The sequence below is a fragment of the Streptomyces sp. NPDC054834 genome (assembly GCF_053611185.1).
The window spans coordinates 1-25,574 of record NZ_JBSGZV010000051.1 but is presented as its reverse complement, the minus strand read 5'-3'; the positions used below and the strand labels follow the sequence as shown (position 1 = coordinate 25,574).

Genomic DNA, 25,574 nt, shown 5'->3' with positions numbered 1-25,574 from the left:
AGGACCACCTCGATGCCCCCGTGGCAAGGCCCGCAGTGACTTCAACACTCGGGTTCTGGCTCAGCCTCTGTGGTGCGGCCACGCTGGGTAATCGGTTGGGGTGACAGTCCCGGCTGGTTAGGCTCCGGGCCATGAGCGGACCGGTGTTGGTGATCGAGTTGGCGGAAGCCGTCCCCCCGCGTGGCGATCCAGCGGCTCCGCGAGTTCCTGCTTGGCGCCTCGGCACGGTTTGAGGAGAAGCGGGTAGGCGAGTACGACCTGAACATTCACGCGGAAAGCCTTGGAATCACCGGACGCCGGGGATGTAGACGGACGTCGGCCCGTGCTGATCTCTCTCATGGGGCCTGAGATCGGTGACGAGGCCATCTTCGAAGCCGAGCACGCCGACGAAGTCGACCAGGAACCTCTCATCGGCTTCACCCCCACCCACGCGGTCGACGTCATCGCGTTCTGCAACCGTCCTGTCGACCACCTCGTCACGGCCCTGCTGACCGCCGCCGTCATGTGATCGGTGGTGTCGCCAACGCCGAACTGCGAGAAGATCAGATTCCAATCGCGGCCGGCCTTCCCGGCATCGTCGCAACGATGACCGATCCGTGGCCCGCCGCGTACGGCTCGGCGGAATTCCTTCGAGCGTGGGCCCAACAGCCCGGTTTCCGGCTCCCGAAGTAGCCGGAACTCAGCCAGCTGGCTCACGCGAGTAGTACCCGCTTGCGTAGCAACTTGAAGCCGGCTCGGCCGAACATCTGGCGCTTGAGCATCTTGATCCGGTTGACGTGCCCTTCGACGGCACCTGAGTTCCAGGCCAGGGTCAGTCCGGCGATGACGGCGTCGAGATCGCGGGCGATGCCGGCGGTGAGGGTTGGAGGCTGGGCAGGTCGTCCTGTACCCACAGCTTGGCGTGTCCTTTCAGGGCCCAGACACGCATCTGCCACCAAGCGCTTTTCGAGAGGGTGATGTCTGTGAAGAACTCTGTGGTGTCCACTGCGACCACACGGGTGAAGCGGTCGCGGTAGGCGCGTTCGAGTTGGTGCTCGGCCATCCAGGCGGTGTGGTCGCCCGCGGCCGGGGCGATGCCGGCCGGCTGCGGCGGTTCCTTGCCTCCATGTCACTGCCACGGGCCTCGACGGCCGGCTGGTCCTGGCCGTCGACATCACCTGCTGGCTGCGTCCCGATGCCGGACGGCACGCTGCGACCAGTAGTTGGCATCGCTCGGCGGCCAGCCGTGCTGGCGGGGCCGTGCTCGGCGGGCTCTGCCGGATGGGAATGCCGGGCGGGGGCTTCCGCCTTACGCTCGCCATATGTCCGATTTCATCGCCGTTGGCGCCACGGCCGACGACCTTCCCGCACCGACCGAGGGCCTGCTGCTCACGCACTTCCTCACGGTTGGTGACGTCCCTCGCTCACGGGCGTTCTATGCCGAGGTGCTGGGCGGGCAGGTGGTGCTGGAGGAGAACCCCTGCATCATCAAGGTCGCCAACAGCTGGATCATCATGAACCCCGGTGGCGGTCCCACCGATGACAAACCCGACGTCGTCCTGCGCCCGCCAGAGGACCGCCACACCGTCTCCAGCTTCCTGAACGTACGGGTGGCGGACATCCACGGCTTCTACGCGGCAGCGCGCGCCAAGGGAGCCGAGTTCCTCACCGCGCCCATAGACCGGCGTGCCGAGCTGCGCTGCTACATGCGCGACCCGGATGGCTACCTCATCGAGGTTGGCCAGTCCACGGGCCTGCTCAAAGGCATCCTGGCGCGCACCGATACCGACGCCTGACCACTGCACTGCTGACCAAATGCGTCAGTTCCGACGGGCCGGGTCCGTGATTCCGCCGGGCACGCAAGCGCTGCGATGTCCCATCCGGCGTGTCCGGCCCCGGCCTGGTAGGCGCTTTCGCAGAAAGTGAGCACGGCGGCACGTGGATCGCGCTCGGCGCGGGCCGCGTCGTAGCGCAGCACGGCCAGGTGGCTGTCGCCGCGCGCCATCCACTGCGCGGGCGCCTGGCTGAGCGGCGCTTCGGCCAGGCCGACGGGCTCGGGCGCGGTGCGGGAGTAGCGACCTGCCCGGGCTGGTCGACCGGCGCCCGGAGAACCGGCTGTGGACTGCGGTGGGGGCCGGCCTGAACGGCGACGAGCCGGCCCCACAGGGAGGCATAGCCGGAGGGGGCCGTGTTCACCGGCACCAGGGCAGCGGCGGCCGCGGCCAGGAGAACGACGGCACTGGCCGCCTCGGTATGGACGAAGGCACGCAGGGGGATCGCTCGCCCTCGCCGCACTTCGTCTGGCCGGTGAGGGCTCACCAATGGCAAGCTCATCCGCCTCCTGGTCGATGACGAGCCGTTCGACCTGCACTATGGCCGGCTGCGCTCACGGCGCTCTCGAACAACTCGCGGTCTTACCGAACCCCGGATGACACACGTGACCGATTCCTGATCGCCCGCCTGGCGGCCACAGGCATCCGGGTCGGTGAGGCGTTGGGACTCCGCCGCGGACATGCGGCAATTTGTCGCACGCTTACCGGGGCTCTTGCAGAAAGCCCCGGCGTTCACGCCGGGGATGAATGCATCTCAAGGCTGCTCTGACGTGCACCTTAGAGCGGACGTTTTTGCTGCTCGATGTACTGGCGGACGATTGACAACGGTGCTCCGCCGCACGACGCGGAGAAGTACGAGGGCGACCACAGGTGGCCGTCCATGATGGCGCGGTTGATCCGGCCGGTGAACTCCTGCCGTATCCGGCGGGCAGAAACGCCCTTGAGGCTGTTGACCAGTTTCGAGACGGCGACCTTGGGCGGGTAATGCACCAGGAGGTGGACGTGATCGCGTTCGCCGTTGAACTCCTTCAGCTCCGCTTCGAAGTCCTCGCAGACCTTGCGCATGATCTCTTCGCAGCGCGTCAGCATCTCGCCGTTGAACACCCCGCGCCGGTACTTCGTCACGAAGACCAAGTGCACATGCATCGTCGAAACAACATGTCTGCCACGCCTATAGTCATTCTGCCCCTCCATGAGACCAATTCTAGTAGGATCTTGGCTGTGCAGCTCCGCTACAACTACCGGGCCTACCCCGACGCCTCCCAGCGCCGTGCGCTGGCGAGTGCGTTCGGGTGCGCCCGCGTGGTATGGAACGACTGCCTGCGCGACCGGAAGGAAGCGCACACGGCAGGACTGCCGTACGTGAAGTCGGCCGAGCTGTCCCGGCTTCGCATCACCCAGGCCAAGCGCACCGAGGAACGCGCCTGGCTCGCCGACGTGTCGGCGGTCGTCCTGCAGCAGTCTCTGCGGGACCTGGACACCGCCTACAAGAACTTCTTCGACTCAGTCAAGGGCAAGCGGCAGGGCCGCATGGTCGGCCCTCCCCGCTATAAATCGAAGAAGGACACCCGGCAGTCGATCCGCCTCAACACCAACGCGTTCTCCCTTCAGGACAACGGCACGGTGTATGTGGCCAAGATCGGCAGTCTCAAGGTCAAGTGGTCCCGTCGGCTTCCCGCCGCGCCCACGTCTCTGACCGTCACCAAAGACAGCTCCGGCCGGTACTTCCTCAGCTTCGTTGTGGACACCGAGCCGGACGTCCTGCCCGAGGTGAAAGCGGAAACCGGTATCGACCTCGGCCTGTCCGCCTTCGCGGTCCTATCGGACGGCCGAAAGATCGACAGCCCCCGCTTCCTGCGCCGAGCGGAGAAGAAACTCAGACGCCTTCAGCGGGAGCTGTCTCGCAAGGCCAAGGGATCGCAGAACCGGGCCAAGGCCCGCATCAAGGTCGCACGCCAGCACGCCAAGGTGGCCGACCGGCGCCGGGACTGGCACCACAAGGCATCCACACAGATCATTCGCGACAACCAAGCGGTGTACGTGGAAGACCTCGCGGTATCCGGCCTCGGCCGCACCCGGCTCGCCAAGTCCGTGCACGACGCGGGATGGTCCGCGTTCGTCGGCATGCTGGAATACAAGGCAGTCAGGCACGGCCGGACCTTCGCCAAGGTAGACCGCGCTTTCCCGTCCTCACAGGTCTGCTCGGCCTGCGGATTCAGGGACGGACCCAAGCCCCTGCACGTCCGCGAGTGGACGTGCGGCGAGTGCGCCACCGTGCACGACCGCGACCACAACGCAGCACGCAACGTCCTCTTCGAAGGACGCCGTATCGTCACCGCCGGACGGGTGGAGACGCTAAACGCCTGTGGAGTGCCGGTAAGACGGGCACACATGCCCGCACAGCGCGTTGAAGCAGGAAGCCCCCGGAAAGGTCAGACGACCCAAGCCGGAATCCCTGGACTTTAGGCCAGGGAGCACGTCAATTCCACACGATGCCCCTGCTCCAGTAGCGCGCGACACGGCCAGGTCAATTAGACTCCGTAAGCACTGTAAAGGGTCTCTGGTCGAGGAGGCTGGTCAACCATGAGTGGAGCCAGTCCCAAGCGGCCGACGTCACCTGGCGACCGGGAGAGCTTGCGACTGACATCTGCCGGTGGGGCGACGTCAGCATGGATTACCGTACTGACCACCGAGCACTACAACGTTCAGACCCAGCGTGCGGGCACAATCGGCGAGGCCAATGGGCGGGCCAGCATCTTTCTCGGTGCCGTATCGGCGGCCCTGATTTCTCTCGGCTTCTACGGTCACAACGGGCGGAGTGAGGGGACCACTGTCTTTCGGCATTTCCGGTCCTGAGCAAGCTGTTGTCATGCTCAGCCCTAAACGGCAACCGTTCCAGCGGATGCTGAGTGTTGCGGGCAGTATCGGTGTCATCACCGGCATTGTCATCGGCGCCGACGCCGGCGTTCTGGTCTATGGACTGCACGCGCCTTTCACCGCTGCCATTCCCGCCGGTGCAGCGGCCGGGCTGACCGCGATTATCGCCAGCGTGTGGTTCCAAGCGGCACGTTGGAATGACGTCACCTCCGCCGACCGGACGGATGGCGCCGGTGAGGTCACCCCCGGATCCCCTTAAGGAGCATGGGATCGGTGATGCCGCCGGGACAGGCGTCGCGAGCCGCGTCCCAGTCGGTAAGCTCGGCGCCAGCTTCAAAAGCTTTGTTCAGGAAGGCAAGTACGGTGGCTCGCGGTGACGGTGCCGTCCGAGCGGCCTCGTAATCGAGGACTGCGAGGTGACTGCCGTTGCGTTCCACCCAGCGGGCGGTAGCGGGCTCGAGCGGTTGATCGGCAATGCCCTTCGGCTCCGGTGCGGTGTAAGCGTAGAAGGCAGGTTGCGGGTAGGTGGGGTCGCCGAACCAGAAGCCGACGCTGACCACCTCCCGTGAGTAGGACTCCCGGGTGACCGGGTCGGCGGAGGCGGGCGGGGTCACGATACGACCGGAGAAACGCGTGACTGCGATGTCGAAGGTGTGCCAGAAGTGGTGGATCGGGCTGGTCTTGCCCGACCACTGCGCTGCGTACTCCTCCAGGACCAGGTTCACTTGGGACAGGATCTGCCAATACCGGTTCACCTGCGCCGGTTCGTAAGCTCGGTGTTCTTCGTCCTCGGCGAACGGGCGACCGGCATCCGGCAGATCGAAGGGGCGCGGCCGGTCGATGTCCACCTCGATGCCCAGCCCGTCCAGGGTCCGACGCAGCCGGCGATACATGGCGGCCACCGACAGGCCGGGCAGGGGAAAAGATGCCCGCGAGCCGTCGCCGGCGGCGACCACCAAGCGGTGCGCGGTGAAGTCGAAATCGATGCAGAAGAAGTTGCCGTTGTCGTCCAGGCCCATGGGACGGGTGGTGATGCCGGAGCCCGTCAGGTGGTAGGGCACGTTCCACCAGTGGTTACGGCGCTGCGACCCGGCCAGGCGCACCTTGCCGACGACTTGGAGGAACCGGTGCAGGGTTTCTTTGGTGTCACGCCACTCGTCATACGGCAGCGACGGAAAGAGTTCCATGCGTCCTCCAGAAGCGGACGGGGACGGTATCGGATTGCTGACGGACGGCCGTGCAGAAGGCGGCCCGTCTCGGATTCAGGCGGCGGCGAGCCGGGTGGCGATATCTGTCAGGTGCCGGCCTTGGTAATGCGCGGCGTCCAGGGTCGCCTGGTCCGGTCCCTCGCCCCCGCCGCTGGGCCAACTGGTGCCATAGGGGTTGCCGCCGGCGGCAAAGAGCAGTGGGTCGGTGTAGCCGGGCGGGACAATGATGCAGCCCCAGTGGTAGAAGACGTTGTTCAGGGACAGGATGGTGGACTCCTGGCCACCGTGCCGGTTCATCGCAGAAGTAAAGCTGGTCACCGGCTTGTTGTGGAACACCCCGGCCTGCCACTGGGCGCCGGACTGGTCGATGAACTGCTTAAGCTGCGCGGAGACGTTTCCGTACCGGGTTGGTGTCCCGAAGGCGTAGGCACTCGCCCACTCAAGGTCGTTTAGCGTCGCTTCGGGGACCGGGTATTTCGTGGCATCCATGTGCGCCCGCCACACGGGATTGGCTTCGATCGACGCATCGGGAGCCAGTTCCGCCACCCGGCGGAGTCTGGCCTCCGCCCCGCGGCTTTGAGCCCCCTCCGCGAGGGACTGCGCCAGCGCGTGCACGTTTCCTGTGGCGCTGTAGTAGATAACTGCGACGCGCACGCTCATACCCGGCTCCTTCCATCGTTCGATCGCGGATTCGTGCGTTGTATGAGCAGTGTTTCGCGGGTCTCGGCTCCGTGCACGCCGGATGCGGTGGCGCCCCACCGGCACGCTTCGCCCCTGATCTTGCGCGGGGCAGCGGCGTCCCAGCACCGTCCTGCCTGTGCGCGGGCACGACTGGCGTGGCCGCGACTGCTCACCTAGCGTGGACGGACGGGGTGTCGGAGCTGCCCGGAGGTAGAAGTGGATGATCTCCGCTGCAGGCGGTGGCCGAGAGGGCGATGCGGCAGAGGCCGCCACGACGTGGACCGGGCATCCGCTTCGGGTTCGAGAGTCACGGCTTCCTTGGACGGGATCGGCTGCGACCGCATCGCTCAGCGCGTTGTGACAAACGGGCCCGTCGATCCTCGCGCTGTGCGTGTCGGGACCTACGGCAAGGGCCCGACACCCGAGAGGTGCGCTGCCCCGGCCGTTTGCCACCGCTGATGGGGCAACAGGGAACGCGGCAGTGCCACACGACCATGACGTTGCGGGGTTGTCCTGTGGAGCCGGAAAGGTCATCGAGGAGTTCCCGCAGCCCGTCTGTGGAGTAAGTCGCCGGGCTGGGCAAGGTGCTGGCGGCCGGGCTGGTTGGGTACGACCTCTCGGGCGCGAGGCACTACTCCACCTGACCGCGAGCGGTCCACCTGGTTCGTTTGGTTACAACGCTGCCGCGAGACCGTTCAACCGCAGGCGGGTGGCACCGCGCAGGTGGGGAAGGTCGTGGTCAGGTTCCGCGGACGGGGTTAGGAAGGCTGCATGCTCAGTCCACCGCAGGTGGGTGCCGTCGGTTTCCGGCTGTAGTTCGACGGTCACCAGCGAGCCCCAGCGCGGGATGCCGTCCACCTGTGAGGTGTATGCATAGACGATCCTCGAGCCCGACACGATGTCGAGATACCGGGATGCGTACGCGAGCTGCTCCGGCGCGGCGCCCGGCACCGTGAAGATACTCGTTGCGGTTTCGCCTCCGTTCACTGTGAAGTCGTGGTGGTACGACACCTGGCGGCCCGGCAGCCTGAACCACCGGCGTCGGCTCGGCGTGTCGGCGAAGGCTTCGAAGACCGTGTCGGGGGGTGCCGCCAGGTGGAATTCGATAGTGAACGTGTCGTGCCGCACGGTCCAGGGCGCGCTGTCGACGTGCTTGTCGGTGGGCGAGTCCGGTGCGACGGCTTCCTTGCCGGCCATGGTTCCCTCACGTGGCATCTCGGCGTATCGGGGCAGGAGCCCATTGATTACCATCCGTATGTAACGTGGGTGCAGCCGCCGCGATCAAGGGCTCCCGCTCACGCACTTTCATGTCAGCTACGCACACGAAGGGAACAGACGGATGAGTTCTGGGCTGCGTTCCCAGCTGTTGGCCGACGGGGTCACTCCGGAATGTGCGGCGACCATCGAACTCGTGCGCGACGTGCTCGGCCGGGTCGGCGACAAGTGGACCGTCCTGGTCATCACCACGCTCGCGGACAGACCGCTGCGCTTCACGGCCCTGCAGGAGCGGATCGCCGGGGTTTCCCAACGCATGCTGAGCCAGACGCTCCGCTCGCTCACCCGCGATGGCCTTGTCACGCGTACGGCTTACGCCGAGGTACCGCCTCGGGTCGAATACGCGCTGACCCCGCTGGGCCGATCGCTCAGCGACACCGTCACGCACGTGGTGCGCTGGGTGCAGGGTCATCAAGCGGAGATCGTTCGCAACCGCAAGGAGTTCGACGGAGGCGGTCCCGTAGCAGCGTGAGGCGGCGAATGCGTTCCCGATCGATGGGTGCGCGGCGGCAGGTGTCATGCTGCGCTCCGCCCCCAGAACACGGCTCAGGGGGTCAACGGACCATGCAGGATCCGCCTCCCAGCCTCCTCGTCGCCGTTCCAGACGAACGCCCCGCCGTCGAGGGGCGCCCGGCCCCACAGCAGGAGTAGCAATGCTTCCGCAGGTGCGGCGAGTTCGGCCGCTGGTGCGCCAGGGCCGTAGTCCCAGGTTGCGCCGATGTCCGTGGCGGTCAGGCGCAGAGCGGCCTCGGGCGACCGGGCGCGTCCGCGGGCGATCTGCCTTGGCGCCATTGTGTCGAAGACCTCGGCCACCCCTTCGCCGGCGAGTTCCGCGTCGAGCGGTTGCGGGGTGCCCACCGCGAGTTCGGCGTCCCAGCGGTGGACGAGCGCCTCCAGGCACCGGCGCCGCTGCCAGAAACCGACGGTGTGCGGCGGGTGGAACGTCCACGCGGGAGTGGCCGGATCGGCGTCGAGTGCCTCGTACAGGCTCCGCGACGCGTCGTCGAACCATCGCAACAGGGCGGCGCGCTCGCCTGGTGCGGTCGGAGGTTCGTGGTCGCCGCGCTTCTCGGTGACGGCGGCGGCCGCCCAGAGGTTCGAACCGCCCAAGTGCTCCGCGAGATCCAGCAATGTCCAGTCGCCGCAGTGCACGACGGGGGCGGCCAGGTCGCTGTCGAGACAAGTCCGGAAGGCATCCAGCTCGCTGCGTAGGTGACGGAGAAGCGAAGAGGGTTCCATGCGGCGAACCTAGCCGATGTGGTGCGAGCGGCCTACCAGACGTCCTGCCTCTGCCGCCGAGGCCCGCGTTGGCCTGCGCGTGGCCGAGACAGGCTCGAACGGCCTGTTCAGGGAAGGCTTGTTCAGGTAGTCGACGGCATCACCGATGCTCCGTACACACGTGGTCGACTGCGGTGGGGCTGACTGAGCCGAAGCGGTTGGCGGACGGAGCTGTGACACCGCCATCGAAGGCCGGCAGCAGCGCGAGTGCGACGGGGTGGCCGGGCCAGCCGCGCCTGGCGGTCCGGGCGGCGCCAGCATGCGCTGAACATCGGACGCCCGCCCGAGCACGATTTACGCGAGATCATGAACGCGATCCTGTACGTGGACCGCACCGGGGTGCAGGGGAAGCTCGTGATGATCTCCGCGTCGGGATGCTGCAGAAAGAGTTCTTCGGTGTCGTGTGCCAACTCGTCACAGGCCCGGCAGGCCGTCTCGAGCTGGGCAAGCAGTGCGCGTGTCTGATGTCCCATCGCCTTCTCGACCAAGGCCGGCTGGCGAAGCCGGGGGCGACGGAGCACTTCGAGGAGCCGGTCAGTCTCTGCCTGGATCCGACGATGACGGCCGGCCCGCGTGACGGCGGCTCTGAGCCTGCTTCGGGTGAGCCGGGCGGCCTCGGCCGGAGTGGGCGCGATCGCCAGGATCGCGCGGGCTTCACGCGCCAGCAGCCGTTCCCGCTTGTCGGCGAACGCTTCAAGGATCGCCGGGTAGTACTCACGCAGGTGCGATCGGAGCCGGTTGTGGGCCCGGGTGCGGTCCCAGACAGCGTCCTGCTGGGCCCTGGCAAGGACGGCAATCGCCCTGGGCCAGGTCAGAGTCGTCCGGCAACGGCCTATGCAGCTCGGCGTCGGTCCGCAGGATGTTCGCAAGGACAACGGCGTCCTGATGGTCGGACTTCTTGCCGGAGACGACGTGCCGGTCACGGTAGCGTGCGACAGCCATCGGGTTGATCGCGTACACCCGGCGGCCAGAGGCCCGCAGACAGGCCACGAGGAGTCCGCGAGATGTCTCGATCGCGATCGGGATCGGATCGTCCGGGCTGTCACCGTGGTCGGCGAGCAACCGGAGCAGGTCCTGGAAGCCCGCTGCGTCGTCGCCGATCCTGAGCTTGCCGAGTAGTCGAGCGTCCTGGTCGACCACGGCGACGTCGTGGTGATCCTCAGCCCAGTCGATTCCGCAGGTCACGTGCAACGCGCGCTCCTTTCGGGCCTTCCCTGTCCGTCCATGTCGAGCCGTGGCAGTACCACCCGGCGACCTAATAGAAGCGCTCATCGGCGCACCACCCCATCAGCCGTCCGTGGCCCCAGCGGTGTCCAGGGTCCTCGCTCTCGTGAAAAGCTCCACGGCTCCGGCTGATCGGGAGGTGTTCCTGGGAACGGCTCGAACCACGGCACGGTATGGCGGCCGAGCTCGAATCGGCAGAGGCCGTGCATGCGTCCCTCTTGTCGAAGCACTCCCAGGCGCTGCATACAGTCCAGACGTCTCGCCCGGCCCCTGCCAGGACCGCAACTGCCAATTCACAGTGCCTATTACGCGTACGCCTCTCGCAAGAACCGCGCCTACCTGCGGCGGCGCGGCATCCGCTGCACCATCCCGGACAAGGCCGACCAGGCCCGCAACCGCAAGAAACGTGGCTCGCTTGGCGGTCGGCCGCCGAAGTTCGCCCCGATTGACTACCGCGAGCGGCACGCGGTCGAGTGCGGTATTAACCGCCTCAAAAGGCACCGGGCCGTAGCCACGCGGTACGACAAGTTGGCGGTCCGGTACGAGGCGACCGTCCTTGTCGCGGCAATCAACGAGTGGCTGTGACCAGCACATTCGATCCACGCCCTAGGCTCTGAGGTTGGAGCACTTCCTGACATGGGGGGGCTCCACGACCAACGAGTCGTGGAGCCCCCCATGTCAGGCCTGCGGGTGCGCGCCTGTGATCACCGGCGGTTGGAGCCGAATCTGTCGTCGATGTCTGGGATCCAGAAGCAGATCTCCAACGTCTTCAGGCGGTCCCAGTGCCGCACACGGCGCCCGTGTCTGACTGCGGCAGTCAGGCTCACCAGTAGCAGTGCCGCACAGCTTCCTGCCAGCACACGATCGGGTCCCACAATGAGCTCGATCACCGCGACGACGAGCGCGAACACCAGGGCGAGGGCCGAGTTGCGCAGCATCAACGCGACGCCTTGAAGCCGAGTGATCTCGCCCGCTGCCTCCTTGTTGTGGAGTTCCACCGCAGCCAACAGCAGAGATACATCAGTGCGTACGAAGGGTCGGTCCCGGGACTCGGGCACTCTGGCCACGAAATCGAGACGAGCGGCCTCGACACTCCAGCTCCAACGTGGTGCCACCTTGTCCAGGAGGGCACTCAGCGGATAGGCGAGATGCCCCAACAGGTAACTGGCAACGCCGACTCCGACCACCTGTAGTGCCGACGGCGCTGAGGCCAGACTTGTGAGATCGATGATCTGCAAGCGTGCGAGCACGTAAATGATCAAAGATAGATGCAGTGCTCCTGGTATCCCAATAGGTGAACAGATCGAAGAAACCCACAGCTAAGGTCACGAAGCTCCCCCTTGACTCTCCAAGGCCCCTGACTCTAACCTCGCGCTTTCACGAGGCGCGTTGTCCGATGTTGGATCAAATAAACGGAGAGTGCCCCTGAACTGCAACGACAGGACTTGTCGAGGGTCCTGTCAGCTGCAAGGGGAAAGCACTCTCCAGATGAAGAAGGGCAGCGGGTCGCACCCGCCTGTCCGTGCCGAAGGCGGCGGCCATGGGGGGGCTGGGCTGGGTCGGTGCTGGTGGCCTAGTACTCCAGCCGTAGATCGCTGGTGCGCCGTCCGACCGACCGCGCCTACGGGTGCGTGTCCGTGATCGCGATGACCTCATCGAGGCGGTCCAGGGCGGCCTGCAGGTCGTCGACCTTGGCCTGGATACGGTCGCGCTCGGCGCGCAGCATGGCTCGTTGCTCGGCGTCGGTGTGCCCGGAGTCCCAGCACGGAAGGAGTTCGGTGATCCTTCGGCTGGTGAGGCCGGCGGCGAACATCTGCTGGAAGAAGCGCACCAGGGTGACGGCGTCCTGCCGGTAGAGGCGCTGGCCGGATGGGCTGCGCTCCGCGATGAGCAGTCCCTGCTGCTCGTAGTAGCGCACGGCGCGTACCGAGACGCCGGCGCCCCGCGCCACCTCGCCGATGCGGATCAGCCGCTCGGCCGCGGCCTGCGTGACGGTCATGGTGATTCCTCTCACCCCGGTCCTGACGACCAGCACTTGCCCCTGACGTCAACGTCAGGTTTTAGCGTACCGGACATGGATATCAACAACTCAGTTGCCCTTGTCACTGGAGCCAACCGCGGCCTGGGCCGCGCCTTCGCCCAGCGCCTGCTCGAACGGGGCGCCCGCAAGGTCTACGCGACGGCCCGCCGACCGGAGACCGTGGACCTGCCCGGGGTCGAGGTGCTGCGCCTCGACATCGCCGATCCTGCATCCGTGAGGGCCGCCGCCGAGGCCGCCCCGGACGCGTCGCTACTCATCAACAACGCGGGAATCAGTACGGGGACCGACCTGGTGACCGGTTCGCTGGACGCGGTGCGGCACGAGCTGGAGACCAACATGTTCGGCCACCTGGGAATGATCCGGGAGTTCGCGCCGGCGCTCGCCAGGAACGGCGGGGGCGCGATCGTCAACGTCCTCTCCGCCATGTCGTGGTTCGGTGTTAAGGGCGCCAATGCCTACCACCTGACCAAGGCCGCCGCCTGGGCCATGACCAACGGCGTCCGCCTGGAGCTCGCCGAGCAGGGCACGCTCGTCACAGCGGTACACCTCGGCCTGGCCGACACCGACATGGCGGCGGGCTGGCCCGTGGACAAGATCGCTCCGTCGGACCTGGCCGACGCGGCGCTCGACGGTGTCGAGGCGGGCTCCGCCGAGGTCCTCGCCGACCAGTGGAGTCGGGACGTCAAGTCCCGGCTGCCGCTGACGCCGGAAGAGTTCAACGCCGCGATGGACCGCGCCTTGGCGGCGCTAACGGCGACCTGAGCGGCCCTCGGGCCACGCTGGCTTCGGTCGGTTGCTTCTGAGGTCGGTCAATTGATACTCCATCCGCAGTTGTGGATCTTCATGTTGTGGCCTCGCGTCGGCGGTAGTGGCAGTCGCGGGAGCGTGCCTGGTGTCGGCGACGCCATAGGGACCAGCGCAGGCGATGGTCGCGTTGGCCGTTCGGGGATGCGGCGGGCAGGGCGAATAGTCGCTGTATTTCGTTGCAGGTGAGGGCGATAAGTCCGGTGGGGGCCGGGTGTTCGCGATGCTCGTCGGCGCGGATGACGGCCAGGAAGGCGTGGGCGAGCATCGCGAGGGTCACCCAGCGCAGCCAGGGGGTGTGGCGGCGGACCTGGTGCTCGTCCAGGCCGGCGAGGCCCTTGCTGGCCTGGAAGGTCTCCTCGATCCTCCAGCGGGTTCCGGCGACGCGGACCAGGGCGGGCAGCGGTACTGGCCGCGGGCTGAAGCAGCGGTAGTAGGCCACCTCGCCGGTGGTGCGGTTGCGGCGGATCAGCAGCTGGCAGGTGCCCGCCGAGTGGGTGGGGATCAGGCCGACGGCGGCCCAGTCGTAACGGCGCGGGCCTTTTGCGCCGACGCCTGCGGACAGTTGCTGCCAGCCGCGTCGGGGCACCTTGCGCATCAGCACGTCGACACGGAACTTGCCAGCAGGGGTGCGTACTTCGGTGCGGCAGGAGACGGCCATGACGTATCCCGTCCCGTGCGTAGCGATCATCGACAGTAGGGCCGGGTTGCCGCCGTAGACCTCGTCGCCGGTGACCCAGCCGGCCGTGTGACCGCCGGCCCAGAACCTCTCGAGCATCGCGGCGGCAAGCTGCGTCTTGGTGGCGAAACGCACCTCGTCGGGGTCCACGCCCGCCCTGCGGCACCGCTCGGGATCGTCGGTCCATGCCCTGGGCAGGTACAACTCACGGTCGACGGCGGCGTGCCCGCGCGGCGTGGCATGGACAAGATAGACCGCGACCTGGGAGTTCTCGATCCGCCCGGCGGTGCCGGTGTACTGGCGCTGCACCCCGACGGTCGCGTTCCCCTTCTTCACGTCGCCAGTCTCGTCGACGACGAGGACGGCCTGCTCGGCGCCGAGGTGATCGACGACGTACTCGCGCAGATCATCGCGGACTGCGTCCGCGTCCCACTTGGCCCGCTCCAACAGATGCTGCATGCCATCCGGCGTGGCCTCACCGGCCCACTCCGCGATCGTCCAGCAGTTCTTGCGGGGCAGATCGGCCAGCAGTCCGCGAACGAACTTCCCCACCCGACGCCGAGGTTCAGAACGGGCGAACCGCCCGGCTATGCGCTCCATCAGCCCCTCGAACTCCTCGTCCCAACGGGCAGGGCCTACGCTGTGACCTGCGGCCACCGTCTGATCTTCTGTCTTCACACACGATGATCACCGGTGGCCGCACCCGTCGGCACCGCCTCACCCTCCAAGATCCACAACTACGGCTGGAGTACTAGACGGTCCGCAAGTCCGGCCTGGATGCCGCGATGTCTGCGGCACTGGCGCCGTAGCGCAAACCGCAGGCCGTGCACGATCCGGGCAAGATCCTGCTGGACGCGGCCTTGGCCGTCGCACTCGGGCGAGACTGCCTGGCCGACGTCGGCGTGCTGCGAGCTGGACCGGCTCGGGCCGGTGGCCTCTTGCCCGACCGTCTCCCGTCTCATCGACACCGACAAGGAAAATAAGAACCCGGTTCCCCTTGCTTGAAGGTCCGGCGGCTGCAGGTGGGCGGTCCTTGGTCTCGGCCGTGACCAAGACCAACCGCCCTGAGCCGACCGAAGCTCAAGCGGGTGGCTGCGTGGATACCTGCTGCGGTGTACGTCGAGGGAAGAGTGACCCCCTATATTTGACTGACCGATCACTCTCCTACATGCTGTCCTCATGCCCAGACCGAGGAGCGACGACAAGCGCGCGGCGATCATGGCCGCCGCCACGCGGATCATCGCTGCTCAGGGGCTGGGGGCGGCGACGGCGGCGATCGCGAAGGAGGCCGGCGTCTCGAACGGGTCACTGTTCACCTACTTCGACACCAAAGCGGATCTACTGAACCAGCTTTACCTGGAGCTGAAGGGCGAGATGGGGGCAGCCGCACTCGGCGACCTGCCCGCAGCCGATGCGCGCACCCAGATGCTGCACATGTGGTCACGATGGATGGACTGGGCAACGGCCAATCCCCTGAAGCGCCGCACTCTGGCCCAGCTCCAGGTCTCCGACGAGATCACGGCGTCCACCCATGAGTCCGCAAACCGGACCATGACAGGCATCGGAGAGATCCTGGAGCGCAGCCGGGCGAACGGCCCGATGCGCGATACCCCGGCGGCTTTGGTGTTCACGCTGTCCAATGCCCTGGCCGAGGCCACCATCGACTACATCATCGGCGACCCGGACCGCGCCGACGAGCACAAGCAGTCCGGTTTCGACGCACTCTGGCGCATGATCGGCTGACCCGCCCCGGGCCCACTTCCTCGCACTCACGCACACCCATTAATGACTGACTAGTCAGACAGCTAAGGAGCGTCATGCCCGACAAGGTGTACGTCATCACCGGCCCGACCTCCGGCTTCGGCCGCCGCACCGCCCTCGAACTGGCCAAGCATGGCACCGTCGTGCTGGTCGGGCGCAACGCCGCCAAGCTCGACGACGTGCGCAGCAGCATCGAAGGCAGAGGTGGAAAGGCCGTGTCCGTCCTCTGCGACCTCTCGGACCTGACGAGCGTGCGACGCGCCGTCGCTCAGATCACTGAGCTCGGCCTTCCGATCACTGGCGTGCTCAACAACGCCGGGATCTTCCCCAACCGTCCCGGCACGAACGCCCTCGGCTGGGACATCGCCTACGCGACCAACCACATCGGGCCTTTCGTGTTCACCGAGACGCTCGTGCCCCACCTCGAAGACGGCACACAGGTGGTGTTCATCGTCTCGGCTGTGGAGGATCCGGAGCGCAAGGCCGCCACCATGTCCGGTTTCCGCGGCGCCCGGTACATCTCCGCCGAGGCGAGCACCCGTGGCGAGTGGAAGCCCGGCGGCTCGAAACTGCCCGGCGGAGACGCCTACGCCACGTCCAAGCAGTGCAACCTGGCAACGGTGCTCGCCTTCGCCCGCGAAACACCCCGACTGCGGTTCAACGCCATCGAGCCCGGCTTCGCGCCCGGCACGAATCTCGGCCGTGACGCCAGCCTGCTCCTGCGTCTGCTGTCGAAGTACGTGCTCTCGCCACTGGCCCCGCTCATCAAGTACTGGACCAACCCGGGCGCCGCTGCTCGCATGATCACCCGGATACTCACCGACGAATCGGACACCACCGGCATCTACTACGACGAGAAAGGACGACCAATGCGGGGTTCCGCACAGGTGCACGACCCGGCGTTCAACGCGCGGGTAGTCGCCGAGACCCGTGCACTACTGGGGACAGTGCACGTCTGAGGAAGGACTTCGGGTGGCCCCCCGGACAACCGGACTCGGGCCACCGTTCGGATGGCTTCGCCCCCGCTTGGCCTGCACCTGCGAGGCATCGAGCGTGTCGCGAGAGAAGTCCAGCCGGTGAGCCTCCCGCAACCGGTCCAGCAACACCTGTTAGCCACGCGCTTTTACGCGGCAGGGTGTCGGGTGGGTGATCAAAAACGCGAGGAGTGCTCGTGGCCTGCAACGGTGAGACGTGTCCAGGGTCCAGGTCGTCGCAGGAAAGAAGCACTCTCCAGACGAAGAAGCGTATCGGGTCCTACCCGCGTGTCCGCATCGAGGGCGGCGGCCGGGCGGTGGTCTCGCAGGCCGGCGGCGTGCTGCTGGTCGAGACCGTCCGCAAGACCGGTCTGGATTCCGCGATATCAGCGGCGCTGACGCCGTGGCGGAAGGCTCGGGCGGTGCACGACCCGGGCAAGATCCTGCTGGACGTGGCCCTGACGGTCGCGCTGGGCGGCGACTGCCTCGCGGATGTCGCCATGCTGCGGGCCGAGCCGGCCGTGTTCGGGCCGGTGGCCTCCGACCCGACGGTCTCCCGCCTCATCGACACCCTCGCAGCCTCCGGCAAGAAGGCCCTGCGGGCCATCCGTGCCACGCGGGCCGAAGTACGTGAGCGATTCTGGCGGTTGGCCCACGGACAAGCGCCTGATGCAGGCGGGACGGTGACCGTCGACCTCGACGGGGTGCTGGTGATCGCGCACTCGGACAAGGAGGACGCCGCACCCACGTGGAAGCGAACCTACGGCCACCACCCGCTGATGGGGTTCGTCGACCACGGGCCGGGCGGCACGGGTGAACCGGTCGCGGCCCTGCTCAGGCCGGGCAACGCGGGATCGAACACGGCGGCCGACCACATCACCGTCGCCCAACTGGCCTTGGCCCAGCTGCCGGAGAAGTACCGGCGCGGGCGCCGGACCCTGATCCGCACCGACTCCGCGGGCGGCACCCACCACTTCGTCGCCTGGCTCGCTCAGCGGGGACAGTGGCTGTCCTACTCGGTCGGCATGGCAGTCACCGAGGCGATCCACCAGCATGTGCTGAAGGTTCCGGCATCGGCCTGGACGGCGGCCGTCGAGGCGAACGGCGAGATCCGTGACGGTGCCTGGGTCGCTGAACTCACCGGCAACGTTCTGGACGGCTGGCCGGAGGGCATGCGGCTGATCGTCAGGAAGGAACGACCGCACCCTGGGGCCCAGTTGCGGCTCACGGATGCGGACGGCATGCGGCTGACCTGTTTCGCCACCAACACATCGGGCCGGCCGATCGCCGAGCTCGAGCTCCGTCACCGGCTGCGGGCCCGGGCCGAGGACCGCATCCGCGCCGCCCGGGCCACCGGCCTGCGCAACCTGCCCCTGCACCGCACCGCCCAGAACCGGATCTGGCTGGAGATCGTCCAGATCGCTCTCGACCTGCTGGCCTGGATGCCGATGCTCGCCCTGACCGGCAAGGCCAGGCTCTGGGAGCCCCGCCGACTACGGCTCCGCCTGTTCAGCGCGGCCGGACAGCTCGTGACCACCGGCCGTCGGCGAATCCTCCGCCTGGCGCGCCACTGGCCCTGGACCGGTCACATCACCGCAGCCCTCGACCGGCTCACCCAACTGCTCGACCCTGGCTGACCAGCAGATTCCCCGTCCCTACGACAGCAGCTCAACACCCGGAGCAGTGGAACCCGGCGCCATCCCGAGGCGACACTCGGGCACTGAGTCTGCCCAGCCTCAGCCCACGGCACGAAAACGGTCCACCGTCGCCGTCGGCGGACCGTCACGAAACTGCGAGGCTAGTGAGTAGAGGCCGGGCGTGGTTCTGATGAGTCGAGAGCTTCCCTGCCTGGCCATGATGCGAAAGCGCCGCGAGCACCGCTCCCAAGTCGAGCATGGACGAGCACGCTCGGTTCGGCGGGGTGGTGCCCGAGGTCGCCGCCCGCGCCCAACCGCGAGCGAATGCGGCATCAATCGGCTCAAGTGCCACCGCGCGGTCGCCACGAGATACGAGCTCGCCGTCCGCTACGAGGCGACCGTGCTGATCGCAGTCCTCAACCGAGTGGCTGTGACCAGCACATTCGATACACGCCCTAGCTTGATCTTTAACCTCGGGGTCCGAACGACTCCTCGTACTTGATCACTAGGGAGTGCGCGCGGACCCACACCTGCCTATCCTGAATCTGCGGTGTCTTCCTCGCGTCCAGAAGAAGGGGATGCGGCGCAATGGGCAGCGGCGTATGGCTATCCCGAGACCCGAGACACCCGCACAGCCGAGACGCCTACTGTCAGGAGCGGGCATGGCTGATCGCGCAACGATGGAGCGTATCTGGGAAGCCCACACCGCCGGCGAGTTCGTGGCGCAGGACGTGGAGGCTACGATGGCCACGATGGACGACGACCCCATCGTCGTCCATGTGCCGACCGCCATGGGCGGTAGTGGGTACGACGGCGTCAAGGACTTCTACGCACGCTGGTTCATTGGACGGAACCCGGACGATTTCACTGTGCGTTCGATATCCCGCACGGTGGGAGACGACAGCCTCGTAGACGAAATGATCGTGTCGTTCACCCACGACATCGAGGTGCCTTGGATTCTCCCTGGCTTGGCACCCACCGGGCAGCAGGTCCGTATACCCGTCATCGCCGTCGTGGACTTCCGAGGCCCGCGTGTGCGGAGCGAGCGCATCTACTGGGATCAAACGGCGGTGCTCGCGCAGACCCAGTTGCTGAACGACGACATCGTCCGGCGCCTGCCCGTGGTCACCACACCGTTGGACGTACTGGACGGCAGGGTCCCCCTCAACCAGCTGACGTCGCCCCGCCTCGATGTCGAACCGTGAATCTCAATCCCTTCGAACCCGGAACCGGTCGTAGATCGTCGACCAGCATCCGTACCTGCGCGGAACGTCGCGCCAGGGCTCCCCGTACGTAACCTCCACATCACCGCATTGAAGTAGGTAGCTGCGCAGGTCAGGGATCGGCCCACTTTCGCCCGACGGCAGGTGCGGCTCGATCAACTCCTATCGGCATCGGTCACATCACCAAGCGTCACAGATCGTTCCTGCAGCAGCCGGAAGCTCCCGGGAGCCGAAGACACTCATCAGTGATCTGAACTCAGAACAGGCCCTAGATGATCTATTTCAAGGGGTCAGTGATCGTAGGCGATCAGTGAGCGTAGGACGGTTTGGCCGGTCGCGTCGTTGTGCCAGATCGCGGCGGTCAGCGCGAGGATGCGTTGCATGACGCGGGCTATGACACCTCCGGGTGTGCGCCCTCGGTGCCGTTCGAGGTCAAGCTGTCCCTTGAAGGTCTCGTTGATCGATTCGATGATCTGCCGCAGCGGCTTGAAGAGGGCGGCACGCACCAGGCCGTTCCCGTTCGCCTTTACGGGCAGGCCGCAGCAACTGGACTCCATGCTCGGACAGTTCGCGTTCGAAACCCCGGCCGAAGTAGTTCTTGTCGCCGATGAGAGTCTGTCGGGAGCGCTCTCGCAGAAGCTCGCATTCGGCGGCCAGGAGGTCGAGGAGGGTCTCGCGTTCGTCGGCCTTGGCCCCGGTCAGGACAAAGGCGATGGGCAGGCCCTGAAGGGTGCACACCAGGTGCAGGCGCAGGCCCCAGAAAAAGCGGCTGTGGCTGGCGCAGTAGCCGTATTCGGCCCAGCCTGCCAGGTGGGAGCGTTTGACGGTCTCGCGGGAGCGGCCGCATTCCACCGGGGTGGAGTCCACGACCCATACGTCGTCGCTCCACCCCGAGGTGGTGGCGGCCAGGATCCGGTTGACGCTTCGCATCAGACCGGCGGCCTTGCGCAGCCGCTTGTTGTAGCCGGGCTGCTGGGGCAGGTAGGGGAAGAGGTGGCGCAGGTGGGCACGAGCATGGCGGAGCTATTTGGCCTCGGAGGTGAAGCCGAGTATGGCCCGCATCGTGGCGAGGGTGACCAGTTCGGCATCGCTCAGGCGGGGCGTAATGCCGACCGGCGGGCGCCACGGCGCCAGGTCGGGATGCTCCTTCAGGATGTCGTCGGTCGTCGCATAGAGTGCTGTCGCGAGGGTGTCCACGTCGTTCGTCACAAAACGATCTTGGACACCCTCGTTCTCGTCTCCGCAGGCCCCCCTTGGACCAGACCACCAGGAGGAACCAGTGTCATACCCGCAACTGCTCACCCCCGAGGAGAGGTTCGCCGACGCGAAGAAGCAGCTGAGCCTCCCGCGTATCGTCGTGATCTGCGGCTCCACCCGCTTCATGACCGAGATGAACGAGGCCGATCTGCGGGAGACCAAAGCCGGAAAGATTGTCGTCAAACCGGGCTGTGACATGAAGTCGCCGCACGAACTTTGGTCCGATCCTGCCGAGGCCGAGGCGCTGAAGGTTCGACTCGACGATCTGCACCGAGCGAAGATCCGGCTCGCGGATGAGGTGCTCGTAGTCGGCGACTACATCGGAGACAGCACCCGAGCCGAAATCGCCTACGCCCGGTCGCTGGGCAAGCCCGTGCGGTTCACGCACCCCGAAGTCGACCCTGACGCCTGACCGCCCGCTGCCACCTCGACAACCAGGGCCGGCAGCCTGCCGCCTGACCGTCTCGCGGTGGCTTCGGCCGCCGCCCATCCCACACCCTCCGCAGGCATCCCTGGGTCATGCCCAGCCTGGGCGCGTCGCTGCCCGCGTCACCGGGATTCCCAGGCGCCGGACGATGTCAGCTTCGGCCGGGATCCGCAGCGTGGAGCGGAGCTGGGCGCGCCCGCCGTCGCACAAGGAGGCGGGTCCGGGTCACGGCGTGCGCGGAATCAGCGTACGCAGCCGCCACGGGCTGCCCATGGGCCAGCTCGGCGGGCGCGGGAGCTGGGCCTTTCGTAGATTGAAGAGGGAGCGACTGGCAGGGAATGCGCGTGACGCGACCGGAGATCGACTACACGGCGGTGTTCGCCGCCCTTCCGAGTCCGTGCCTGATGCTCGGCACGTGATCGCCGACGCCAACAGGGCCTTTTGTGAGGCGACCGGACGCAGCCGGGCCGAGCTGGTCGGGCAGCACCTCTTCGACGCCTTTCCGGACAACCCCGCCGACTCGGAGGCCGCCGGGGTGGTGACACTTCAAGCCTCACTGCGCCGGGTCCTGTCCTTCGGCCAGACCGATCACATGTCGCTACAGAAGTACGACATCCCGGTCCCCGGCAACCCCGAGGTGTTCAAGGAGCGGTGGTGGACCGCGATCAACGTGCCCGTCCTCGGCCCATACGGAAAGGTCGCCCGGATCCTCCACCGGTCCGAGGACATGACCGAGGCCGTCCGCGCCCGCCGCAAGGCGCACCTGCCGTCGGTCAGCCCCGGCCGGGAAGCGGCCATGGAAGCCGAGCTGTACGCCCGGGCGCGGCAGCTACAGCAGCTGAACGCGGAACTGCGGCAGGCCCACGCCCGTGAACGACGCATCGCGGTCGCTCTCCAAGAAGCCATGCTCCACTCCCCTGACCTGGCCCAGCACCCGAATATCGCCGTGCGTTACCAGCCCGCGACCGGATCACTGAACGTGTGCGGCGACTGGTACGACGCGGTCGACCTGCCCGCGGACCGCTTCACCGTCGCGGTCGGCGACGTGGTCGGCCACGGGCTGACGGCCGCCACCGTCATGGGCAGGCTCCGCAGCGCGCTGAGCGCCGCCACGTACGCCCGCTCGGTCGAGGGAGCACTGGCCGCCACCGCCGTGCAGGTCCTCATCGACTGCCACAGCCAACTGCTCATCTACAGCAGCGCCGGCCATCCCCCGCCCGTCCTGCTGCACCCGGACGGCTCCTGCGAGCTGCTCGACCAGGCCACCGACCCACCGCTGGGCGCCCGCCCCGAACACGTCCCCCGCCCCCAGGCCAACGCGACCTACACCCCCGGCGACACTCTCATCCTTTACACCGACGGCCTGATCGAACGCCGCGATGAGGACATCGACGCCGGCCTGACCCGCCTGACCTCCACGCTCGCCACCTGCACCGGGTTCGGGGCGGAACACCTCGCCGACGCCCTCCTCGCCCGCCTCGACCTCGCCAGCGGCGCCAACGACGACATCGCCATCGTCGTCGTCCGCCTGGACCGAACAACCCGACCGTACTGATCCGGCCGAAGTCGCCGGTAGGCGTACAGCCGTGGGGATAGGCGGCCCACCCCTAAGGCGGGTCAGGAGCCCACACCCGGCCGCGTCGAAGAAGTAGCCGGGCATGCGACTTCCTCTTCACCCTGGTTTGTCTGCGCCCGCTGGGTACCCGGGGCCGGAAATGCCCACTCTCATACCAAGGTGACCGCAATGACCACTTCTCACGGGCCTTCCATGGAGACCCACCCCGACATCATCGACATGCGCCTACGGCACGAAATCGCCGAGCGTGCCACGAGCACCCCGCAAGGCCAGGCCGTCGGCATGCTGGCCTTTCTCACCGGCATCTACCTGGCAGCGTCACCATGGATCACCGGTTTCAACGGCCTGTCCACTCTCGCCGTCAACAATCTCCTCGTGGGCCTCGCCTACGCCCTGCTCATGAGCGGCGGCTTCGGCCGAGCATACGAACGCACCCACAGCATGGCCTGGGGAGCGTGCCTCCTGGGCGTGTGGACGATCATCGCGCCCTGGGCCGTGGCAGGCAACGTCAGCACCACCAAGACCATCACCAACAACGTCATCACCGGGGCCGTCGCGCTTCTGCTCGCACTGGCCGCCAGCGCCACCGCCCGAGCAGCCGAATCACGACGCGGAACGGCAATGCCGTACACGGGCCGATGAAACCGACCGGGCTTCGGGCATTCGGCCGACGGTACGACGACCATCCCGCCGACAGGGCAGCGGCAGAAAGCCCTCAGGGAGCCGACAGCCGCACTGGCTGCCATCTCGGTCGATCTTCCTCGGCACGCTTCCAAATTGCCGCCAACCGTCCTTCAGACGGTTACGGCGTGGCTGTTCGGTGTTCAAGGGGCCCAGCTCGTGCTCAAAGCCGCATCAGGTGCGCCCGACGCGGCCGAGAGGCCCCACTGACCGGGTTGCTCAGCGATGACACGGAAAGCCTCTTGTGGCCGGGTACGGCAATCCCTTGTTGTGGGGAAGGGTGAACAAGGCAGTCTTGTCCAGTTGTGCCTCGGGTCAGGCCCTGGCCCCGGACGGCACACCCTGAGTCTCACAGTTGTCCCAGAGCAGGACGATCGGGCGCCGAGCTGGGTATGAGCGGCGATGAGCAGGCCGCGGTAGTCGCGCCGGGAGAAGCTTTGCGTCCGTCGCAGTTTCCAGTCGTCACGGCGGGGCCGGTAGATCAGCCGTGATCTCTCATCGGGCTTGTAGCAGGTCAGGGCAGCGATCCAAATACGTCTGCGGGAGCGGCCGCACACGCGCACCACTGGGGTGCGGCCTCGCTGCGTCCATGTCCTCGCGTGCGGCGGCGCCACCCTCCACGCGCCGCCGCAAGCCTTCCTCGCGGGACCACACCTCCTTTACCCACCCGGCCGCGGCCTCGTCGTCCCGCTCCACAGCCCGGCGGGCGGTCTGGGTGCGGGGCAGCTCCGCGGGCGACAACAGCATCGGGGGGCGGCTCCGGCACTTCGGTCACCCTCTCCTCCTCGGCACGTTTGCGCAGGCAGTCGCCGTGCTGGTGACAGGTGCTGAAACGATCCCTCGCTCACTTCGCTGACCCGGGGGGTGACCGACCGACAAGATCACAGGCTGGCTGCGTCGGGATTGTTGGGGGGGATGGAATGCCCTGGTGGAACAGGAAGCCCGAGGAACGGGCGCATTGGGTGCTTGATCCGTTGGCGGGGGTGGGCCCGCTGCGGTTCGGGATGAGTCCCAATCAGGTGGAAGCGGCCTTGAGCGGAGCGGTTCCCCGGTGTCTCGCAGGGCCTGCAAGGCAAGGAGTCCTGGCAGCAGTACAGCGAAGTGGGGGTGACCGCGATCTATGAGCGGGGGCCGCGTTTGGTCGCTGTGGCGATCGATGCGTTGGACGGACCGCTGATCCGGTTGCGGGACATTGAGCTGATCGCCAGGGTGCCGTCCGCTGCACGCTCTGACATCCACGACCTCGCGCGCCGGGAAGGAGCAGGGGCCCGGGTGAACTGGAGCGGTGATCCCGAGGTAGCGGCATGGGGGCTTTCCATGGGAGCCGCGCAGGAGTGGGGGGTGTCGCCCGAGGGGTCGCCGAGCGCAGAGACATGATGCTCACCAATGCTCTGCTTGTCTGCTCGGAGTTGGCGGAGGATCAGTATCAGGCCGAGGCGGTCATCCGGTGGCGCGATGTCCGCGAGCTGGAGCCGAACCCTGGGGCGTGGCCAGTGAAGCCCGACCGGGACCGTCCGCGCTGGGCCTGGAAGCCGCTGAAGAGGGTCCGACCGCTCCAGTTCGGGATGAACCCGCAGCAGGTGGCAGCCGTGTTGGACGGCGAAGTACCGGCCGCCCGCCAGGGACACTTCCCATGGCCGGTCTACGGCAAGGCCGGACAGTGGTACCTGAACCAGGACCGGTTCGACCAGGCCGGGGTGACCGCGCACTACTGGCATCTGGAAGGCGGCCCTGCTCTCGGGGCGGTGACCGTGCACGGGCGCACCGGTCCCCAGGTCTCCCACGCCGGCATCCAGCTGATCGGCAGGACGGTTTCCGACGAGCAATGCTCATGACCTGTGGATCGGGCCTCGGGGAGCACGCGAAGGGCGTACCTTCCCGAGTGATCGATTGAAGGTCACCGAGTAGGCCGACGCTGCGAACGTCGGTCGGGAAGGCACGCCCGTGCTGAGCGTAGTCAATGCCGATGGCTCCACCCCGAACGGCTCCCTGATCGACGAGATCGTCCGGGAGGGCGCGAGGCGGATGCTGGCCGCCGCCCTGGAAGTGGAAGTCAACACCTACATAGCTGAGTTGACCGAGCAGCGGGACGAGTCGGGCCGCCGCATGGTGGTTCGCAACGGCTACCACCAGCCGCGGAAGGTGGCCACCGCTGCCGGG

25 protein-coding genes and 9 pseudogenes are annotated in these 25,574 nt (G+C 67.1%); 19 read left to right on the top strand and 15 right to left on the bottom strand.

Going from position 1 to position 25,574, the window contains the following annotated elements:
* The first annotated feature begins 280 nt into the window (after window positions 1-280).
* Both ACWGJM_RS41035 and ACWGJM_RS41030 read left to right on the top strand, forming a co-directional pair.
* Window positions 281-508: a DUF6368 family protein gene (locus ACWGJM_RS41035; RefSeq protein ID WP_453416852.1), complete on the top strand. Its 228-nt coding sequence runs from the start codon at window positions 281-283 to the stop codon at window positions 506-508.
* Complete coding sequence (locus tag ACWGJM_RS41030; RefSeq protein ID WP_453416851.1) at window positions 505-672, top strand: DUF6368 family protein; 168 nt, start codon at window positions 505-507, stop codon at window positions 670-672. The genes ACWGJM_RS41035 and ACWGJM_RS41030 overlap by 4 nt, the downstream gene beginning before the upstream one ends.
* A gap of 139 nt (window positions 673-811) precedes the next feature.
* Here ACWGJM_RS41030 and ACWGJM_RS41025 read toward each other — a convergent pair whose 3' ends face one another.
* Window positions 812-1,042 carry a hypothetical protein gene (locus tag ACWGJM_RS41025; protein ID WP_453416890.1) on the bottom strand — a complete coding sequence of 77 codons (231 nt, stop codon included), beginning with the start codon at window positions 1,040-1,042 and terminating at the stop codon, window positions 812-814.
* Between the two features lie 259 nt (window positions 1,043-1,301).
* Here ACWGJM_RS41025 and ACWGJM_RS41020 point away from each other — a divergent pair, with 259 nt between their 5' ends.
* On the top strand, window positions 1,302-1,775 hold the full coding sequence (locus ACWGJM_RS41020) for a VOC family protein (RefSeq protein ID WP_453416850.1): 474 nt from the start codon (window positions 1,302-1,304) through the stop codon (window positions 1,773-1,775).
* On the opposite strand, the gene ACWGJM_RS41015 is transcribed toward ACWGJM_RS41020, so the two are convergent.
* Window positions 1,703-2,143, bottom strand: a complete 441-nt coding sequence (locus ACWGJM_RS41015; protein WP_453416849.1) for a DUF5996 family protein — start codon at window positions 2,141-2,143, stop codon at window positions 1,703-1,705. The genes ACWGJM_RS41020 and ACWGJM_RS41015 overlap by 73 nt on opposite strands.
* A 445-nt stretch (window positions 2,144-2,588) precedes the next feature.
* Entirely contained in the window at window positions 2,589-3,005 is a 417-nt protein-coding gene (gene tnpA, locus ACWGJM_RS41010) for an IS200/IS605 family transposase (protein WP_453416848.1), read from the bottom strand.
* Between the two features lie 27 nt (window positions 3,006-3,032).
* On the opposite strand from tnpA, the gene ACWGJM_RS41005 reads away from it, so the two are divergent.
* Window positions 3,033-4,277 (top strand): RNA-guided endonuclease InsQ/TnpB family protein, encoded by a 1,245-nt coding sequence (locus ACWGJM_RS41005; protein ID WP_453416889.1) that lies wholly within the window; start codon window positions 3,033-3,035, stop codon window positions 4,275-4,277.
* Between the two features lie 403 nt (window positions 4,278-4,680).
* Entirely contained in the window at window positions 4,681-4,947 is a 267-nt protein-coding gene (locus ACWGJM_RS41000; protein ID WP_453416847.1) for a hypothetical protein, read from the top strand.
* On the opposite strand, the gene ACWGJM_RS40995 is transcribed toward ACWGJM_RS41000, so the two are convergent.
* The 3 genes from ACWGJM_RS40995 to ACWGJM_RS40985 all read right to left on the bottom strand — a co-directional run bounded on the left by ACWGJM_RS40995 (window position 4,928) and on the right by ACWGJM_RS40985 (window position 7,774).
* Entirely contained in the window at window positions 4,928-5,875 is a 948-nt protein-coding gene (locus ACWGJM_RS40995; protein ID WP_453416846.1) for a DUF5996 family protein, read from the bottom strand. The two genes, ACWGJM_RS41000 and ACWGJM_RS40995, sit on opposite strands and share 20 nt — an antisense overlap.
* Window positions 5,876-5,950: 75 nt before the next feature.
* A complete protein-coding gene (gene wrbA / locus ACWGJM_RS40990; RefSeq protein ID WP_453416845.1) occupies window positions 5,951-6,556 on the bottom strand; it encodes an NAD(P)H:quinone oxidoreductase in 606 nt (201 codons plus the stop codon).
* A 693-nt stretch (window positions 6,557-7,249) separates the two neighbouring features.
* Window positions 7,250-7,774 (bottom strand): SRPBCC domain-containing protein, encoded by a 525-nt coding sequence (locus tag ACWGJM_RS40985; RefSeq protein WP_453416844.1) that lies wholly within the window; start codon window positions 7,772-7,774, stop codon window positions 7,250-7,252.
* A 214-nt stretch (window positions 7,775-7,988) separates the two neighbouring features.
* Here ACWGJM_RS40985 and ACWGJM_RS40980 point away from each other — a divergent pair, with 214 nt between their 5' ends.
* Window positions 7,989-8,324: a winged helix-turn-helix transcriptional regulator gene (locus tag ACWGJM_RS40980; protein ID WP_453416843.1), complete on the top strand. Its 336-nt coding sequence runs from the start codon at window positions 7,989-7,991 to the stop codon at window positions 8,322-8,324.
* A 74-nt stretch (window positions 8,325-8,398) separates the two neighbouring features.
* Here ACWGJM_RS40980 and ACWGJM_RS40975 read toward each other — a convergent pair whose 3' ends face one another.
* Together ACWGJM_RS40975 and ACWGJM_RS40970 are read right to left on the bottom strand one after the other, a co-directional pair.
* Window positions 8,399-9,091 carry a maleylpyruvate isomerase family mycothiol-dependent enzyme gene (locus ACWGJM_RS40975; protein ID WP_453416842.1) on the bottom strand — a complete coding sequence of 231 codons (693 nt, stop codon included), beginning with the start codon at window positions 9,089-9,091 and terminating at the stop codon, window positions 8,399-8,401.
* A 123-nt stretch (window positions 9,092-9,214) separates the two neighbouring features.
* A pseudogene (locus ACWGJM_RS40970) lies at window positions 9,215-9,356 on the bottom strand (Sua5/YciO/YrdC/YwlC family protein); the annotation flags it as partial.
* A gap of 8 nt (window positions 9,357-9,364) precedes the next feature.
* On the opposite strand from ACWGJM_RS40970, the pseudogene ACWGJM_RS40965 reads away from it, so the two are divergent.
* A pseudogene (locus ACWGJM_RS40965) lies at window positions 9,365-9,472 on the top strand (IS5 family transposase); the annotation flags it as partial.
* A 2-nt stretch (window positions 9,473-9,474) separates the two neighbouring features.
* On the opposite strand, the pseudogene ACWGJM_RS40960 reads toward ACWGJM_RS40965, so the two are convergent.
* Window positions 9,475-10,321, bottom strand: a pseudogene (locus ACWGJM_RS40960) (IS110 family transposase); the annotation flags it as partial.
* A gap of 342 nt (window positions 10,322-10,663) precedes the next feature.
* Between ACWGJM_RS40960 and ACWGJM_RS40955 the strand changes: the two are divergent.
* Window positions 10,664-10,939, top strand: a pseudogene (locus ACWGJM_RS40955) (transposase); the annotation flags it as partial.
* 119 nt (window positions 10,940-11,058) lie between these two features.
* Here ACWGJM_RS40955 and ACWGJM_RS40950 read toward each other — a convergent pair.
* Complete coding sequence (locus ACWGJM_RS40950) at window positions 11,059-11,616, bottom strand: hypothetical protein (RefSeq protein ID WP_453416841.1); 558 nt, start codon at window positions 11,614-11,616, stop codon at window positions 11,059-11,061.
* 359 nt (window positions 11,617-11,975) lie between these two features.
* Complete coding sequence (locus ACWGJM_RS40945; RefSeq protein ID WP_326623315.1) at window positions 11,976-12,353, bottom strand: MerR family transcriptional regulator; 378 nt, start codon at window positions 12,351-12,353, stop codon at window positions 11,976-11,978.
* A gap of 75 nt (window positions 12,354-12,428) precedes the next feature.
* Between ACWGJM_RS40945 and ACWGJM_RS40940 the strand changes: the two genes are divergently transcribed.
* Entirely contained in the window at window positions 12,429-13,157 is a 729-nt protein-coding gene (locus tag ACWGJM_RS40940; RefSeq protein ID WP_453416840.1) for an SDR family oxidoreductase, read from the top strand.
* A 79-nt stretch (window positions 13,158-13,236) separates the two neighbouring features.
* On the opposite strand, the gene ACWGJM_RS40935 is transcribed toward ACWGJM_RS40940, so the two are convergent.
* Entirely contained in the window at window positions 13,237-14,478 is a 1,242-nt protein-coding gene (locus ACWGJM_RS40935; protein WP_453416888.1) for an IS701 family transposase, read from the bottom strand.
* A 155-nt stretch (window positions 14,479-14,633) separates the two neighbouring features.
* Between ACWGJM_RS40935 and ACWGJM_RS40930 the strand changes: the two are divergent.
* The 5 genes and pseudogenes from ACWGJM_RS40930 to ACWGJM_RS40910 form a co-directional block, all read left to right on the top strand.
* A pseudogene (locus tag ACWGJM_RS40930) lies at window positions 14,634-14,844 on the top strand (transposase); the annotation flags it as partial.
* Window positions 14,845-15,057: 213 nt separating this feature from the next.
* Window positions 15,058-15,621, top strand: a complete 564-nt coding sequence (locus ACWGJM_RS40925; protein ID WP_453416839.1) for a TetR/AcrR family transcriptional regulator — start codon at window positions 15,058-15,060, stop codon at window positions 15,619-15,621.
* Window positions 15,622-15,695: 74 nt separating this feature from the next.
* Window positions 15,696-16,598 (top strand): SDR family NAD(P)-dependent oxidoreductase, encoded by a 903-nt coding sequence (locus ACWGJM_RS40920; protein ID WP_453416838.1) that lies wholly within the window; start codon window positions 15,696-15,698, stop codon window positions 16,596-16,598.
* Window positions 16,599-16,885: 287 nt separating this feature from the next.
* Window positions 16,886-18,250, top strand: a complete 1,365-nt coding sequence (locus ACWGJM_RS40915; protein ID WP_453416887.1) for an IS1380 family transposase — start codon at window positions 16,886-16,888, stop codon at window positions 18,248-18,250.
* Window positions 18,251-18,912: 662 nt separating this feature from the next.
* Window positions 18,913-19,455 carry a nuclear transport factor 2 family protein gene (locus ACWGJM_RS40910; protein ID WP_236041762.1) on the top strand — a complete coding sequence of 181 codons (543 nt, stop codon included), beginning with the start codon at window positions 18,913-18,915 and terminating at the stop codon, window positions 19,453-19,455.
* Window positions 19,456-19,458: 3 nt separating this feature from the next.
* On the opposite strand, the gene ACWGJM_RS40905 is transcribed toward ACWGJM_RS40910, so the two are convergent.
* Both ACWGJM_RS40905 and ACWGJM_RS40900 read right to left on the bottom strand, forming a co-directional pair.
* The gene (locus ACWGJM_RS40905) at window positions 19,459-19,632 is read right to left on the bottom strand and encodes a transposase (protein WP_453416837.1); all 174 of its coding nucleotides are present in this window, start codon (window positions 19,630-19,632) and stop codon (window positions 19,459-19,461) included.
* A gap of 131 nt (window positions 19,633-19,763) precedes the next feature.
* Window positions 19,764-20,682: pseudogene (locus ACWGJM_RS40900) on the bottom strand (IS982 family transposase).
* A 70-nt stretch (window positions 20,683-20,752) separates the two neighbouring features.
* On the opposite strand from ACWGJM_RS40900, the gene ACWGJM_RS40895 reads away from it, so the two are divergent.
* The 3 genes and pseudogenes from ACWGJM_RS40895 (at window position 20,753) to ACWGJM_RS40885 (ending at window position 23,375) form a co-directional block, all read left to right on the top strand.
* On the top strand, window positions 20,753-21,142 hold the full coding sequence (locus tag ACWGJM_RS40895) for a hypothetical protein (RefSeq protein WP_453416836.1): 390 nt from the start codon (window positions 20,753-20,755) through the stop codon (window positions 21,140-21,142).
* A gap of 353 nt (window positions 21,143-21,495) precedes the next feature.
* Window positions 21,496-22,712, top strand: a pseudogene (locus ACWGJM_RS40890) (PP2C family protein-serine/threonine phosphatase).
* A gap of 213 nt (window positions 22,713-22,925) precedes the next feature.
* Entirely contained in the window at window positions 22,926-23,375 is a 450-nt protein-coding gene (locus ACWGJM_RS40885; protein ID WP_453416886.1) for an SPW repeat protein, read from the top strand.
* Between the two features lie 393 nt (window positions 23,376-23,768).
* Here ACWGJM_RS40885 and ACWGJM_RS40880 read toward each other — a convergent pair.
* Window positions 23,769-24,117, bottom strand: a pseudogene (locus ACWGJM_RS40880) (IS630 family transposase); the annotation flags it as partial.
* 886 nt (window positions 24,118-25,003) lie between these two features.
* On the opposite strand from ACWGJM_RS40880, the gene ACWGJM_RS40875 reads away from it, so the two are divergent.
* Window positions 25,004-25,249 (top strand): hypothetical protein, encoded by a 246-nt coding sequence (locus ACWGJM_RS40875; RefSeq protein ID WP_453416835.1) that lies wholly within the window; start codon window positions 25,004-25,006, stop codon window positions 25,247-25,249.
* Window positions 25,250-25,358: 109 nt separating this feature from the next.
* Window positions 25,359-25,574: pseudogene (locus ACWGJM_RS40870) on the top strand (IS256 family transposase); the annotation flags it as partial.

Excerpts from the sequence above, each read along its gene's own strand:
- ACWGJM_RS41025 (WP_453416890.1), bottom strand. The coding sequence starts at position 1,042 with ATGGCCGAGCACCAACTCGAACGCGCCTACCGCGACCGCTTCACCCGT.
- ACWGJM_RS41020 (WP_453416850.1), top strand. The coding sequence starts at position 1,302 with ATGTCCGATTTCATCGCCGTTGGCGCCACGGCCGACGACCTTCCCGCA.
- tnpA (WP_453416848.1), bottom strand. The coding sequence starts at position 3,005 with ATGGAGGGGCAGAATGACTATAGGCGTGGCAGACATGTTGTTTCGACG.
- ACWGJM_RS41000 (WP_453416847.1), top strand. The coding sequence starts at position 4,681 with ATGCTCAGCCCTAAACGGCAACCGTTCCAGCGGATGCTGAGTGTTGCG.
- ACWGJM_RS40995 (WP_453416846.1), bottom strand. The coding sequence starts at position 5,875 with ATGGAACTCTTTCCGTCGCTGCCGTATGACGAGTGGCGTGACACCAAA.
- wrbA (WP_453416845.1), bottom strand. The coding sequence starts at position 6,556 with ATGAGCGTGCGCGTCGCAGTTATCTACTACAGCGCCACAGGAAACGTG.
- ACWGJM_RS40985 (WP_453416844.1), bottom strand. The coding sequence starts at position 7,774 with ATGGCCGGCAAGGAAGCCGTCGCACCGGACTCGCCCACCGACAAGCAC.
- ACWGJM_RS40975 (WP_453416842.1), bottom strand. The coding sequence starts at position 9,091 with ATGGAACCCTCTTCGCTTCTCCGTCACCTACGCAGCGAGCTGGATGCC.
- ACWGJM_RS40945 (WP_326623315.1), bottom strand. The coding sequence starts at position 12,353 with ATGACCGTCACGCAGGCCGCGGCCGAGCGGCTGATCCGCATCGGCGAG.
- ACWGJM_RS40940 (WP_453416840.1), top strand. The coding sequence starts at position 12,429 with ATGGATATCAACAACTCAGTTGCCCTTGTCACTGGAGCCAACCGCGGC.
- ACWGJM_RS40935 (WP_453416888.1), bottom strand. The coding sequence starts at position 14,478 with ATGGAGCGCATAGCCGGGCGGTTCGCCCGTTCTGAACCTCGGCGTCGG.
- ACWGJM_RS40925 (WP_453416839.1), top strand. The coding sequence starts at position 15,058 with ATGCCCAGACCGAGGAGCGACGACAAGCGCGCGGCGATCATGGCCGCC.
- ACWGJM_RS40920 (WP_453416838.1), top strand. The coding sequence starts at position 15,696 with ATGCCCGACAAGGTGTACGTCATCACCGGCCCGACCTCCGGCTTCGGC.
- ACWGJM_RS40910 (WP_236041762.1), top strand. The coding sequence starts at position 18,913 with ATGGCTGATCGCGCAACGATGGAGCGTATCTGGGAAGCCCACACCGCC.
- ACWGJM_RS40885 (WP_453416886.1), top strand. The coding sequence starts at position 22,926 with ATGGAGACCCACCCCGACATCATCGACATGCGCCTACGGCACGAAATC.